The 13,417-nt window shown below is 63.6% G+C and carries 12 protein-coding genes; 4 read left to right on the top strand and 8 right to left on the bottom strand.

Going from position 1 to position 13,417, the window contains the following annotated elements; translation table 11 throughout:
* Positions 1-128: 128 nt before the first annotated feature.
* On the bottom strand, positions 129-794 hold the full coding sequence (locus ABX74_RS23755; protein WP_047889804.1) for a TetR/AcrR family transcriptional regulator: 666 nt from the start codon (positions 792-794) through the stop codon (positions 129-131).
* 128 nt (positions 795-922) lie between these two features.
* Here ABX74_RS23755 and ABX74_RS23750 point away from each other — a divergent pair, with 128 nt between their 5' ends.
* From ABX74_RS23750 to ABX74_RS23740, 3 genes are read left to right on the top strand one after another with little or no spacing between them, the layout of a single operon-like run.
* Positions 923-2,191 carry a cytochrome P450 gene (locus ABX74_RS23750; RefSeq protein ID WP_020906700.1) on the top strand — a complete coding sequence of 423 codons (1,269 nt, stop codon included), beginning with the start codon at positions 923-925 and terminating at the stop codon, positions 2,189-2,191.
* Positions 2,192-2,237: 46 nt separating this feature from the next.
* A complete protein-coding gene (locus ABX74_RS23745) occupies positions 2,238-2,990 on the top strand; it encodes an isocitrate lyase/phosphoenolpyruvate mutase family protein (protein WP_007730096.1) in 753 nt (250 codons plus the stop codon).
* A 2-nt stretch (positions 2,991-2,992) separates the two neighbouring features.
* Positions 2,993-4,012: a DUF2804 domain-containing protein gene (locus ABX74_RS23740; RefSeq protein ID WP_047889803.1), complete on the top strand. Its 1,020-nt coding sequence runs from the start codon at positions 2,993-2,995 to the stop codon at positions 4,010-4,012.
* An 88-nt stretch (positions 4,013-4,100) separates the two neighbouring features.
* On the opposite strand, the gene ABX74_RS23735 is transcribed toward ABX74_RS23740, so the two are convergent.
* Complete coding sequence (locus ABX74_RS23735) at positions 4,101-5,339, bottom strand: HNH endonuclease signature motif containing protein (protein WP_047889802.1); 1,239 nt, start codon at positions 5,337-5,339, stop codon at positions 4,101-4,103.
* Positions 5,340-5,611: 272 nt separating this feature from the next.
* On the opposite strand from ABX74_RS23735, the gene ABX74_RS23730 reads away from it, so the two are divergent.
* Complete coding sequence (locus tag ABX74_RS23730) at positions 5,612-6,310, top strand: phosphotransferase (RefSeq protein ID WP_189637350.1); 699 nt, start codon at positions 5,612-5,614, stop codon at positions 6,308-6,310.
* A gap of 112 nt (positions 6,311-6,422) precedes the next feature.
* On the opposite strand, the gene ABX74_RS23725 is transcribed toward ABX74_RS23730, so the two are convergent.
* The 6 genes from ABX74_RS23725 to ABX74_RS23700 all read right to left on the bottom strand — a co-directional run bounded on the left by ABX74_RS23725 (position 6,423) and on the right by ABX74_RS23700 (position 13,391).
* Entirely contained in the window at positions 6,423-8,045 is a 1,623-nt protein-coding gene (locus ABX74_RS23725) for an amidohydrolase (RefSeq protein ID WP_047889801.1), read from the bottom strand.
* Positions 8,046-8,054: 9 nt separating this feature from the next.
* Positions 8,055-10,232: an AAA family ATPase gene (locus ABX74_RS23720; protein ID WP_003941536.1), complete on the bottom strand. Its 2,178-nt coding sequence runs from the start codon at positions 10,230-10,232 to the stop codon at positions 8,055-8,057.
* 21 nt (positions 10,233-10,253) lie between these two features.
* The gene (locus ABX74_RS23715; RefSeq protein WP_029254795.1) at positions 10,254-11,084 is read right to left on the bottom strand and encodes a CDP-alcohol phosphatidyltransferase family protein; all 831 of its coding nucleotides are present in this window, start codon (positions 11,082-11,084) and stop codon (positions 10,254-10,256) included.
* Positions 11,085-11,143: 59 nt separating this feature from the next.
* The gene (locus ABX74_RS23710) at positions 11,144-11,857 is read right to left on the bottom strand and encodes a phosphatidylserine decarboxylase (protein WP_003941540.1); all 714 of its coding nucleotides are present in this window, start codon (positions 11,855-11,857) and stop codon (positions 11,144-11,146) included.
* A gap of 72 nt (positions 11,858-11,929) precedes the next feature.
* On the bottom strand, positions 11,930-12,949 hold the full coding sequence (locus tag ABX74_RS23705; protein ID WP_047889800.1) for a MerR family transcriptional regulator: 1,020 nt from the start codon (positions 12,947-12,949) through the stop codon (positions 11,930-11,932).
* The gene (locus tag ABX74_RS23700) at positions 12,939-13,391 is read right to left on the bottom strand and encodes a hypothetical protein (protein WP_003941524.1); all 453 of its coding nucleotides are present in this window, start codon (positions 13,389-13,391) and stop codon (positions 12,939-12,941) included. The genes ABX74_RS23705 and ABX74_RS23700 overlap by 11 nt, the downstream gene beginning before the upstream one ends.
* Between the last annotated feature and the right edge of the window lie 26 nt (positions 13,392-13,417).

The raw sequence follows: 13,417 nt of genomic DNA, 5'->3' as shown, positions 1-13,417 counted from the left end.
TTCCTGCTGCTGATCCAGCGATCTACTTCCGACGGGGAGGCCACGATGGCCCAGTCGCGAAGAACGGGATTGGTCAGGGCCAGCGCCGCGATAGGTTGGCCCGATGCCACTCGACCTTCGAGCGATCCTCACCACCGTCGCTGCACTCCTGTCCGGGATACTCGCGGCGCCGCAACATCGGTCGTGGGCGGCGTGAGTGCCGGAAACCAGATGTCGGTGAGAACGTCTGCTGCGACGTCCGCACCCGCGGTGATCGCGCCCTGTTCCGCCCACCGAATGAAGAAGCGCTCGATCTGTGTCAGCAGGAGCTCGACCCGGAGTTTCGCCTCGTCGTGTCTGCTCTGCGGCCAGCGTGCCAGGTACGACGGCATCGCGTGGGGCAGTGCAGAGATGCCTTCGCGGGCCAGTGTTCGGAATTCGGGTTCGAGGACCATGGCCTCGTCCCACGCCCGCATCATGTGGTGGTGATCGCGGCACCAGTCGAGAGCGCGGTTGATCCAGCCGGCGAATTCTTCGCGCGAACCGGAATCGAGTACGTGGTCGAGATCCTGGAATATCGCGAGCGTGCTGGATACGACCGTGTTCGAGCCGAGGGCCTTGAGTATGTCGATCTTGCCGGGGAAGTGCAGGTAGAAGGTGGCGCGGCTGCAACCGACCCGGCCGGCGATGTCCTCGACGGTGACAGCCGCGTATCCGCGTTCGGTGAAGAGCGCGCCGGCGGCATCCACGAGGTCTGCGCGGGTTCGCTGCTTCTGCTTCTCTCGCAGCGTCAGTCTGCCGGAGGTATCTGTCATTACCGGGATCCTAGTGCCGCGGGGGCTCTTACGGGTCAGTTGCACGAGACTCTCCGTCTTTCACTTGACAGCCCGTTAGTGAAAGCTACTCTGTGGTGTAGCGCACAATCGACCGATCAGAGGACGCCATGACCATCTCGGACACAACTCGCACGCCTGACCTACCGGCCGGATTCGACGTCACCGATCCTGCTGTCCTCGGGGAGCGGATCCCTTTCGAAGAATTCGCCGAACTGCGTCGAAGCGCGCCCGTGTGGTGGTGTGAGCAGCCGCCGACCGTTGGTGGATTCCAGGACGAGGGCTACTGGGTGGTCTCGCGTCACGCTGACGTCAAAGAGGTCAGCCAGCGCAGCGATGTGTTCTCGAGCTGGGAGAACACCGCGATCGCGCGTTTCGCCGACGACATGCCACGTGAGGCCGTCGAGATGCTCCGGCATCTTCTGCTCAACAAGGATGCGCCGGAGCACACCAAGCTCCGCAAGCTGATTTCGAAGCTGTTCACGCCGCGCGCGATCAACGGCATGCGCGACGAATTGGATCGTCGTGCGCGCAGCATCGTCGACACCGCTGTGAGCGAAGGCCCGGGCGACTTCGTGAAGCAGGTTGCCAGCGAGCTGCCGCTCCAGGCGATCGCGGATCTGATCGGTGTACCGCAGGACGATCGGGACAAGCTGTTCAAGTGGTCCAACGAGATGATGGGCTACGACGACCCGGAATACCAGGGTGATCCGGCAGTCGCGTCCACCGAGGTCCTCGGATACGCGTACCAAATGGCAGACGCGCGTCGTACCTGTCCGGCAGATGACATCGTCACGACTCTGGTCCAGGCCGACATCGACGGCGACTCCTTGAGCCCGGAGGAGTTCGGATTCTTCGTGCTCATCCTGGCGGTCGCAGGGAACGAGACCACCCGCAACGCCATCACGCACGGAATGATCGCGTTCCTGGACAACCCCGAGCAGTGGGAGCTGTACAAGAAGGAACGTCCCAAGACGACGGCCGACGAGATCGTCCGTTGGGCGACACCGGTCACCGCGTTCCAGCGCACCGCGCTCGAGGACACCGAGCTGGCAGGAGTGTCGATCAAGAAGGGGCAGCGCGTGGTGATGCTGTACAGCTCCGCGAACTTCGACGAGGACGTGTTCGAGAACCCGATGACGTTCGACATCACTCGTAACCCCAATCCGCACTTGGGCTTCGGCGGAACTGGCGCTCACTTCTGCATCGGTGCAAACCTCGCTCGCATGGAGATCGACTTGATGTTCAACGCCATCGCCGACAACGTCCCGGACATCACCAAGATCGGTGATCCGCGCCGTCTGCGCTCGGGTTGGATCAACGGCATCAAGGAGTTCCAGGTCGATTACAAGAGCACAGGCTGCCCGGTCGCTCACTAGAGTCGGTAGGTGAGAGGTACACCCCACGATCTCGAGGAGCCACCGCATGACTTCGATCAACGACAAGGCAACTGCTCTATTGGCGTTGCACCAGCCAGGTAACCCGGTCATTCTCCCGACGGTCTGGGACGCGTGGTCGGCGAATCTTGCGGTGGCTGCCGGTTTTGCAGCCCTGACGGTGGGCAGCCACCCGGTTTCCGATTCCATCGGCAAGCCGGACAACGAGGGCATCACCTTCGACGAACTTCTGCACCGGATCAAGCAGATCACCGGTGCGGTCGACGCCCCGATCTCGGTGGACATCGAGGGTGGTTACGGGCTCGAGCCGGCAGTTCTCATCGACGGGTTGATCGATGCCGGCGCTGTCGGACTCAACATCGAGGACACCGTCCACAGTGAAGGCGGACGCTTGCGTGAGGCGCAGGAGCACGCCGACTTCGTGGGTGGGCTTCGTCAGGCCGCCGACGCAGCCGGAGTTCACGTTGTCGTCAACGCGCGCACCGACCTGTTCGTGAAGCAGGTCGGTGACGAGTCCGATCGTGTCGATCGCGCCATCGCACGCCTCAAGCTGGCGGCCGACGCCGGCGCCGACGTTCTTTACCCCGTCGGGCGGCATGACGACGCGACCCAGCGCCGCCTGACGTCCGAACTTCCACTTCCGATCAATGCGATCGGAATCCCGGACCAGGACGATCCGGCAAGTTTCGGTCCGCTCGGAGTGGCACGTGTGAGCTTCGGTCCGTTCTTCCAGATGGCATTGGCCAACCGTGCGAACGAGATCTTGGGACGCTGGAAGTAAGAATGCAGACACTGATGTCGCCCGGCCCGCTTCTCGACGATCGTGGACATTTGGTCGAGACGGGTTGGGCCCCATCGGAAATTCGCAAGTATCGACGCTCTGCGATCACCGCTCCCAAGTTCCGGATCAAGGAGTGGGACTACTACTGCGTTCTCACTGCGGATTACGGCATCGCGTTGACCGTCGCCGACAACGGGTACATGGGCTTGCTCGGAGTCTCCTGGCTCGATTTCCGAACACCACACGAGATCACCGAAAACGTGATGCTGCCGTTCCCGATGGGAAGGCTCGGTCTGCCCGAAAGCGCGGACGACGGTGATGTGGTGGTGTCGAAAGGTAAAGCTCGCTTCGAGTTTCGCCATGTGGACGGTGGGCGCCACTTGATTGTCGACTACCCGGCTTTCGACGGTGGACGAGGTCTTCATGCCGATCTGTTCCTGGCGAGTCCTGCCGATGACCGGATGGTGATCGCCACACCGTTTCCGAAGGCGTCCCGTTCGTTTTACTACAACCAGAAGATCAACTGCCTGCCCGCTGCCGGGACTGTGCGAATCGGGAGCGACGACTTCACATTTCGCTCGGAAGACTCGTTCGGCGTTCTCGATTGGGGCAGGGGAGTCTGGACTTACGACAACACCTGGTACTGGGGTTCTGCATCCGGACTGGTGAACGGCGAGCGGTTCGGATTCAACAGCGGTTACGGCTTCGGCGACACTACGGCGGCCAGCGAGAACATCGTGTTTGTCGGCGGCCGGGCGCACAAACTGGACAGGATCGACTTCGGCATCCCGCAGGGAACGTACGACGGCGCGCCGTGGAACTTCTCGAGCAACGATGGTCGCTTCGAGATGACTTTCGAGCCGATCATCGACCGTGCCGCGACTTTCGATGTCGGGGTGCTGCGTTCGATTCAGCATCAGGTGTTCGGAAAGTTCTCCGGCACAGTAATCCTCGACGACGGTACCTCCGTGGTGGTTCGAGATCTCCTCGGATTTGCCGAGGAGGTTCGGAACCGCTGGTAGGCCGTACGTCTCCGCGAAGATGACGGAACGCAGCATGAGCACCGGGGCATGATCGCGCCCCGATGCTCGCGTCTCGAGTTGTTTCACTTCAGGCTGCTGTTGGTGGGCTGTTCCCGCCGATCGGCTGCTGATACGGATCGATCGACATCGGTGGATAGAACACTGTTTTTCGGTCGGGGCCGATCTCGACACGCCATTCGGTGTGGTGCAGTGTCCGGTGGTGGTGACCGCACAACAGAATCAGGTTGTCGAGATCTGTTGGGCCGCCATCGTTCCAGTGAACAATATGGTGAGCATCGCACCACCCCGACGGCGTTCCGCACCCCGGGAACGCGCACCCACCATCACGAACCGCCAACGCCCGCCGCTGCGGCACCGTTGCTGTTCTCGCTTCCTTACCGCAGTCGAGCGGAACCCCGTTCTCATCCAACAAAATCCGCGTGATCGTGCAGTCGCACGCCAGCATCCGCGCGGTATCGATACTGATCGGGCCCACCCAATCCGCCCACGCAAATCCGAGTTCTTCGGTGGACGGCAGGAGGTCTTTCAATGCTTTGAGGTCGGTCATGTCTTTCGCCGACGCAGTCACCGTGATGTGCGGTTTCACGCCGCCCTCGATCGGACCCAACCCCGCCCGCTCGTACCGGCGCAACAACTCGCAAAACCCGTCCGCACGCCGTAATGCCGGAGTACGCGTGTCCTTGACACCGTCCTTCTCCGGCGTCGGCGCCGACAAACTCGACAACAACGTGATCAACCGCGCCCCGTTCACAGCATCCAGATCACCCTTCACAGTCACTCTGCCGTACAAGCCTTTCGAGGCGTAGAACTCGTTACGCTCCGAATCCTCCCCGACCGGAACACCGTCCTCACGCTTGCCGTACTGCTTCTCGATCCGCCGAATCGCTGCCCGCACCGCATCACAATCCGCGATGTTCTTCGACGCCAACCCGAGCAGAATCCCGCGAGCCTTGTCCACATCCGCCAGGGTCATGTTCTTCGGCGGATGCTGACAAAACGACGCCACCTGACGCGCTTTCAGCGCATCCACATCACCGCGATGAAACGCATCGCCCACAACAGGTTCGAGCATCAACAACCGCGCCAACCCGACCAGCAGACTGCACTCACCGATCTCCAAATTCGTCGAACCATGCAACCACTGCGCGATCACCCGAAACCCCCTCCCGCCGAGAACGTCACGGGAAAACATCTCCACGATCAACAACACCATCCGCGACTGCAACTCATGCCGGGCACGCACCAGATCCAGAACCTCACCCTTGAGGCCCTCGCCATCCAGCTGCCACGCATCCCGACTGTCCATGCTCAAAGTTTAATCGAACAAAGTTTCGAACACAAGACTTGTATCTCGAAAACTGTTCCTATGCAATAATTTTCGACAATTCCGATTTTTGGGACTTTTCGGATGTTCATTCGATCTGCGGCAGTCACGGCGAAGGAGGTCTGGATGTGTCGCGGTCGGTGATGCGGACGGACATTGTCGGCACTGTGCGGCTGCTGTCTTCTTCATGACTTCTTGATCGCCGGAATGTGCGGGAGTGGTTTGCTCATGTCATGCAGATTCGGAAGTTGCACATGGAGGAACCAGACATCGATGTTGCGTTGGTGCGGCGATTGCTCTCGAGTCAGATGCCACAGTGGGCCAATCTGCCGTTGCGCTTGGTCGAGTCGATCGGCACCGACAACGTCATGATCCGAGTAGGCGATTCACTCGTAATCCGTATGCCCCGCACCCCAGGTGCGGCAGAGGGAATCACAAAGGAGCAACAGTTGGTGCCGCATCTGGCTCCACACCTACCGGTCCCCGTGCCCGTTCCGGTAGGTGTGGGTGAGGCGGCCTTCGGATACCCGTGGCAATGGTCGGTGCACCCGTGGGTGCCAGGGCGAAACCCTGTGCCCGGCATGGTCGATGACCACCTGGCCATCCAACTCGCAGACTTCGTGAACAGTCTACGTCGGATCGACACACTCGGATTGCGCCCACAGGGATCGCTGCATTCCTACCGGGCCGATCCGATTGAGCGACGAGATTCAGCGACTCGAGCGAGTATTGCAGCGTGTGGCGACCTGCTGAACGGAGCGCTGACGGAGGCGGCGTGGGAAAAGGCGCGCCACGTCATCGACTACGCAGGCCCAGCGGTGTGGATGCACTCGGATCTGCACCCGGGAAACATCTTGGTGAGCGTCGATTGCATTGGTTGCCTTGCCGTACTACCGCGACACGAACGAGCAGATCACGGCCTGGGCGAAACATGCGATTGCCCAGGTCATTGACGACATCCGCACTGAACCCTGAGGCCACTTGCGCCGTCTCCGTTCTCGCAACGATCCTTGGAACTCGAGCAGAGAAGGTTAACGGCCTTTGTCCACGGCGTTCGGCGACCGATCAGCCGATCGCGCTCAGGTCTCCGTACACCGTCCGACCCTCCAGGATGGTGGCGAGCACCGTGATGTCGGCCAGCCTGGTCGGCTCGACGTCGAGGGGATTTGCCGACAGCACAACAAGATCCGCGTAGGCGCCGGGAAAGATGGACCCGATGTGATCTTCGCTGAACAGCTGCCACGCGGCGTTGACCGTATGGGCGCGCACGGCGGCGTCCACGGGGATCCGTTCCTGGGGTGCCACGACGCGGCCGCTGGGCGAAAGCCTGGTGACGGCGTCCTGCATATTCCGTAGCGGATTGGCGGGGGTGACGGGACCGTCGTTGTGGAAGGTGAACCGTTGCCCAGCCGCGAGTGCAGATCCTGCTGCGGCCCAGACGGATCCGTATTCGGGGCCGAACAGGTCATCCACCAGAACGTCACCCCAGTAGTGCAAGTGGTCGATGAAGATGCTGACCGTGACGCCCAGTTCCGCTGCGCGGGCGAACTGATCCGGACGCATCGCGCCGACGTGTTCGAGACGCAACCGGTGATCGGGCCGGGGGTGCTCCTTCAGAAGTCGTTCCCACGCGTCGAGAACCATGGTGATCGCGTCGTCACCGTGGGCGTGGCACGCCATCTGCCACCCTTTGGCGAAGTAGGCGGAACTGATGTCGTGGATCTGTTCGCCGGTGTAGTTGGCATGCCCGTGTGTGCAGGCGATCCCGAGCGCGCGGGTGGCTTCAGTATCGAGATACGGGAAGCTGGTGGCGATGTTACCGACCCACGGTGAACCGTCGGACCAGACCTTGATGCCGATCTGGCGCACCAGGTCGTTTCCGTCGCCCGGTGACGCCTCGGTAGTGCGCGCGTCGTTGGACATCTCGTAGAGCCGCAGGCGGGTGGTGAGCAGTCCGGCGTCGGCTATCGCTGCCAGGGCGGGCCGCATCTTGGGGTCGAACGACAATTCGGCGATGGTGGTGATTCCCGCGGCGTTCAGCCGGGCGCATTCGGCCGCCACCAGTGCGGGGAAGTCGTCACCGATGGTGACTGCGTGGCCCGCGACTGCGAACACCGCAGGCATTTCGTACGCGGCTCCGTCGAGTGCGCCCGTCGCGTCGTGGCCGTACGATCCGCCGATCGGATCGGGGGTATCGCGGGTGATGCCGGCCTGTACCGCTGCCGCCGTGTTGAAATACGCGACGTGACCCGAGTTGTGCATGATCACGAGCGGGTACTCCGGCGCCACGGAGTCCAACCAGCCGATGGTCGGGTCGGGTAGGCCCTTCTGCAGCAACGGGTCCCAACCGTTCAGAGAAGCGCCGGCAGCACCTCGCGAACGAACAGTGTCGACGACGGCAGCGACTACGGCATCCGCCTCGGTGATCGTGACAGGCCGGATGTCGACGACGTCAGGCCCGAGCACGATGGCTTCTTCCAGGGGGTGACCGTGCGGCTCGATGAACCCCGGCAGAACAGCGGCGCCTCCGACGTCGACAACGCGGGTATCCGGCCCCACCAGTTCCTCGACGTCCGTGCGCGCGCCGACGGCTGTGATCCGGCCGCCCGTCACGGCGAGCGCCTGGGCGAGTGGTGAGTCCTCGCGCATGGTCACGATGTCGCCGTACAGAACCAGATCAGCAGCCATGGTCAGTCCTTATCGGTTGTCCGCGTACGCCTGTAGGTGTGCCACCTGCTCGGGATCGAGTGAGGGACGTACCTTCTCACGGGCGGTTGCCACGTCCGCGGCCGTCACGTCGGCCGCGTCCATGCTCCGACGCATGGCGGCGAGTGCAGCCTCACGCAGGAGAGCCGAGCAGTCTGCTGCCGAGTATCCCTCGAGATCGACGGCCAGAATGTCCAAATCGACATCTTCGGCGAGCGGTACCGACTTGCCGGAAGCACGCAGAATCGCTTTGCGAGCCTCCGCATCCGGCGGCGGTACGAATACGAGACGTTCGAGTCTGCCGGGGCGCAGGAGAGCCGGGTCGATCAGATCCGGTCGATTGGTGGCGCCCAACACCACGACGTCGCGTAGCGGTTCGACGCCGTCGAGTTCGGTCAACAACGCGGCTACGACGCGATCTGACACCCCGGAGTCGGAACTTTGACCACGACGCGGGGCAAGGGCGTCGATTTCGTCGAGGAAGATCAACGAGGGCGCCGAATCGCGTGCGCGCTGGAACAACTCTCTTACGGCCTTTTCGGAGGCGCCGACCCACTTGTCCATCAGCTCTGCGCCTTTCACGGCATGAACGCTGAGGTGCCCCGAGCTGGCAAGGGCGCGAACGAGATACGTCTTGCCGCAGCCAGGAGGGCCGTAGAGGAGCACGCCGCGGGGCGGGTCGACACCGAGGCGCGCGAAGGAGTCGGGGTGCTGCAGCGGCCACAACACCGCCTCGGTGAGCGCCTGTTTGGTTTCGACCATATCGCCGACGTCGTCGAGGGTGACGCTGCCGATCGACAGTTCTTCGGTACTCGAACGAGACAGTGGCCGAATCACTTCGAGGGCACCGACAAGATCTTCCTGCGTGATCTCCGGAGAATCACCGGATTTGGACGCCCGCGTCGCCGCTCGCAAAGCAGCTTCACGGCAGAGCGCCGCGAGGTCGGCGACCACGAATCCGGGTGCGCGCGAGGCGATGGCGTCGAGTTCGAGGGTTCCGGTGGGCACTCGGCGGAGCAGGAGTTCGAGCAACGCCTTGCGAGTTGCGCCGTCCGGCAGGGTAAGTGCGAGTTCTCGATCGCAGAGATCCTGTCCGCGAAGGCGCGCGTCGACGGTTTCCGGATGGGCGGAGGTCGCGACGAATGCCACGCCCGGGGTTGCGACGGCGCTGCGCAATTGTTCGAGGATCAGTGCGGATACCGGTTCCGCGGTGGCCGGAAGCAGAGCGTCGATGTCACTGATCAGCAGTACACCACCGCCGCGCACGGCAGCAACGGCGTCGACGATTCGCTGCAGGCGGGTATTCGCCTCGGTGGCACCGACTCCCGGGCCGTCGAGTTCGACAAGTTTGCGCGAGGACAGGACCGAGCGGGCCAACGTGGCTTTGCCTACGCCGGCGGGGCCCGTGATGAGGACGCCGAGGTGCGGGGAGGCGCCGAGCGTACGGAGCAGTTCTGGTTCGTCGAGTGCCAGGCCGAGCCACTCGGTCAGCTTGGCTGCCTGCGCTTGCGCGCCGACGAGGTGATCCAGCGGAACCGACGGTGCAGGCTCGATCGCGACGGCGGCCGGACTGGAAACAAGCGCACTCGGTGTCAGTGTGCCCGCCGAGCCGGAACCCCAGTTGACCGCCGAATTCGGCTGGACGCTGACCGGACCACCGGCAGGTTCGACGGCCGTGACGGTGAGCAGTTCGGATGTCCACGCGACGCCGAAGGTACGGGAAAGCGCTTGGGTGGCTTCGGAAGTGCTCGTACCCGGACCGAGATCGCGGGGGAGGAGCGAGACCGTGTCGCCGACGCTGACGACCTTGCCCAGAAGGGCTTGTCGCAGAACCGTCGAGCTGATCGAATTTGTCGCCATGGACGAGCCGGTGACGGAGACGGATCGCGCTCCGTACACCGTCACCGGACCGACCACGACGGATGAGTTCTCGGTCAGGCCGACGTTCGACATGGTGACGTCGTCGAGAAGGATCGTGCCTGCCGGGGTTCCGGTGGGCGCACGGCCCGCGACGGTCGCGGTGCCGCGGGCTCCCATGAGTGCGATGGCATCCCATTCGCGGATGCCCAACGCCGCCAACGCTTCGGGGTGCAAGCGCACTACCCCGCGGCGTAGGTCGGCGGCAGAGGTGTTGAGTCGAACGGTGAGGGCGAGTTCCGGCGAAGTCACCTCTCGAGAGTACGTCGTGGACTAGCGGGGTCGCCGCAATCCGAGACGAGCGGCCGAGCGGCGGCCACCGACGTTGGGTTGGCGTCGGATCGCGCGGCGTTCGGAAGGCTTGATGTCCCAGGTTTCGGGACGTGCTGCCACCCACCGCTTCGAGTGCACGGCAAACGGGATGTGCACCAGGTAGATCGCGATGAGAACGATCAGCAGGATGTACGGGTAGGTGATGAGTGCGGCCGCAGCCAACGTCACCAGGACGAGCAGGCCGGCCGCCATGTGCGGCGGCACGGATACCGACTTCATCGCCAGCGTCGGGATGCGGCTGACGATCAGTGCAGCCGAGAAGAGCGTCCACACGATGACGACGAAGTGCGAAGACCACCAGCCGTCACCCCACTGAGCCGTCGCGGCCAGGGGAGTGAGGGCGATGAGTGCGCCGGCCGGAGCCGGAACGCCGACGAAGTACTCACGTGCATACGCGGGGACGTCGTCGTCGTCGAGCAGAGTGTTGAAACGTGCGAGTCGCAACACGATGCTGACCGCGTAGATCAACGCGATGATCCAGCCGATGCTGGTGCCGTCCAGCAAGGTCACGTACAGGACCAGGGCCGGGGCGACGCCGAAGGAGATGGAGTCGGCCAGTGAGTCGAGTTCGGCGCCGATCTTGCTGGTGGCGTCGAGCAGTCGCGCGATGCGGCCGTCGAGTGAATCGAGGACGGCAGCGGCGCCGATCATCGCGAGCGAGGTACCGGGTTGTCCGTCGAGAGCGAATTTGACGGCGGACAGCCCGGCGCACAGCGCCAGGATGGTGATGACGGACGGCAGCAACCGCACCGCCTGGGTGCGTTTGGGCATCTTCGCGCCGGGTTGGGCTGCTCCCGGCTTCTTCACGGCTGACTTCATCTTCGGCGTCTTCACGGCAGTTGCGCGATAACTGTTTCAGCACCGATCGTGCGTTGTCCCGGCTCGACCAGGAGTGTGGTTCCGGCGGGGAAATAGGTGTCGACGCGTGAGCCGAAACGGATCAGTCCGTACGTGTCGCCGATCGGCAGGACGTCACCGACACCGGCGTAGCAGACGATGCGGCGTGCGAGCAGTCCCGCGATCTGGACAACCGCAACGTCGTGACCATCGGCGGTTTCGATCAGCATGCTGTTGCGCTCGTTGACCTCGCTGGCGTCGGCGAGATCTGCGGAGAGGAACTTGCCTGCCTGGTGAACGACCTCTTTGACCGTGCCACCGACAGGGCTGCGCTGGACATGCACGTCGAGAACCGACAGGAAGATGCTGACGCGCGGGCGCGGCTCGCTTCCGAGATTGAGCTCGGCGGGCGGAACGGCGTTGTCGACCAGCGCCACCTCGCCGTCGGCGGGTGCGACGACGACGCCGATGCGGTTGGGCGGCACCCGGTGCGGGTGACGGAAGAACGTGGCGCATGCGGCGGCGGTGGTCAGACCGGCTCGGCGCACCCACTTACGGTTGCGGCCCAGAGCTGCAACTCCCAGCGGGGCCAGCACGAACGGCAGGCCGGCCGGATGAAGTGGCGGAATCGCATGGCGAACCAGATCGACGATATGTCCGATCCCGGTGGGTTGCGGGGTTCCGGGGGGTGTGGGTCGGCGTGCCACAGGCTCCTCTAACTACTCGGTAGGTCTTCTGCTGGTCGCACTGACAGTACGGGGTGGTAGAGCATCCATAGATTACGTGAACGCCTTCTCTCCTACAGGCTGTAGTGGCATCAAGTACGAGTAGTGCCCGACACAGTCGCCGGTGCGTATCGCCAGCGGGAGCGTCGCACCGCTTACTCGGATCACCAGTTGCCGCCCCGGTTGGGCTGCGGCGGCGTCGCGCAGTCGCTGCCGGTCGACCAGTACTCGGAACCTCTCACGGGGATCTGTTCCGCCCGGATCCACCCGGGCACCACCGTCTTCGCCGACGCTGACGACGGCACTGTCCTCGGTGCCGTTGAGCAGGGCGGCAAGGTGGTCGCCGCTCAGTTCGACGGCGTCGTTGTGCTCGCGCAGGATTCGGTGATCAGGGAACTCTCCGTCCTCGATCAGGGGACTGGACACCTCACCCCCCGGATACGACGCAGTCACCGTGCGCGGGGAGAAAGTCAGCGTCACGACGCCGGCGACATCGCGCAACAATCGCGCGAAGGCCACGGGAACGACAGCGGACACCGTCAGAGCAGAGTGAACTTTCACCTCTGCGACCGCGAGCCGGAACTGATCAGTGGTGACAAACGCAGCGACGCCGTCGTGAATGTCGAGGTGGACGCCGCGAAGTATCGGGAACTCCGATTCCTCGTTCACGGCGAACAGCACGGCGTCGAGTGCGCGTCGTAGATCCCACGAGTCGATGTCCACGCCGCCGGAGGCAGGTAGCGAATCGATCAGCCGGTGAATTCGCCCCAGTTCGGCGCGGGCGTCGGCGAGACCGTCCTCGAGGTTGCGCAGATGGGCGTCCAGGCACGAATGCGGTTCCGGCCCTGTCAGGACGGCCATCATGTCGCGGATCGGAACACCGACGCGTCGCATACCGGCGATCATGCGGGCGTCGCGGAGCTGATCGTCGGTGTACCAGCGGTAACCGGTGTGCGGATCGACGGAATGCGGGCCGAGCACGCCTTCCTTGTCATAGAACCGCAGCGCGCTGATCGGGAGCGCCGACGCCCTGGACATCTCGCCGATCGTCAAGAGGGCGGAACTAGTGGTCACGGATCAATTCTGCCCGCAGTCGCTCGATGGCGCCCCTGATCATCCGGCCGTAACCGTCGTCGGCGAGTGTGCCGACCGACGCCTCGGCCTTCGTCAGATGTTCGACGGCCTCGGTGTCGCGTCCGAGTTTGCGGTAGTCGGCAGCCAGGTTGAGGTGCAGCGATGGATAGAAACCGGCGACCTGCAGCGATGCGTGGTGCTCCTGGGCTCGCGCGTCGGTCAACGAATCGGCAGCGTCGAGGGCGCGCAGGTCCCAGCAGAGCTCCTGAGCCGGATCGTCTTGAACGTCGGCCATGTAGTGCGCGAGGGAGACGATGTGGAGCGCATCGGGGGCGGCGCTGATCTCTTCCCACACCTTCTCGAACGCAGAGCGAGCCCCGGCTCGATCGCCGGAGCTCGCCAATTCTTGTGCCTGCGCTATCTGTGTCATCACGGGATCCATGGAACGGATCCTGATGCCTCGACCAG

Origin of the sequence: Rhodococcus sp. ARP2 (genome assembly GCF_001029585.1) — a bacterium.
Lineage (GTDB): Bacteria > Actinomycetota > Actinomycetes > Mycobacteriales > Mycobacteriaceae > Rhodococcus_F > Rhodococcus_F erythropolis.
Note: the sequence above shows the minus strand (reverse complement) of the source record. Positions and strands in the feature narration are given on the sequence as shown.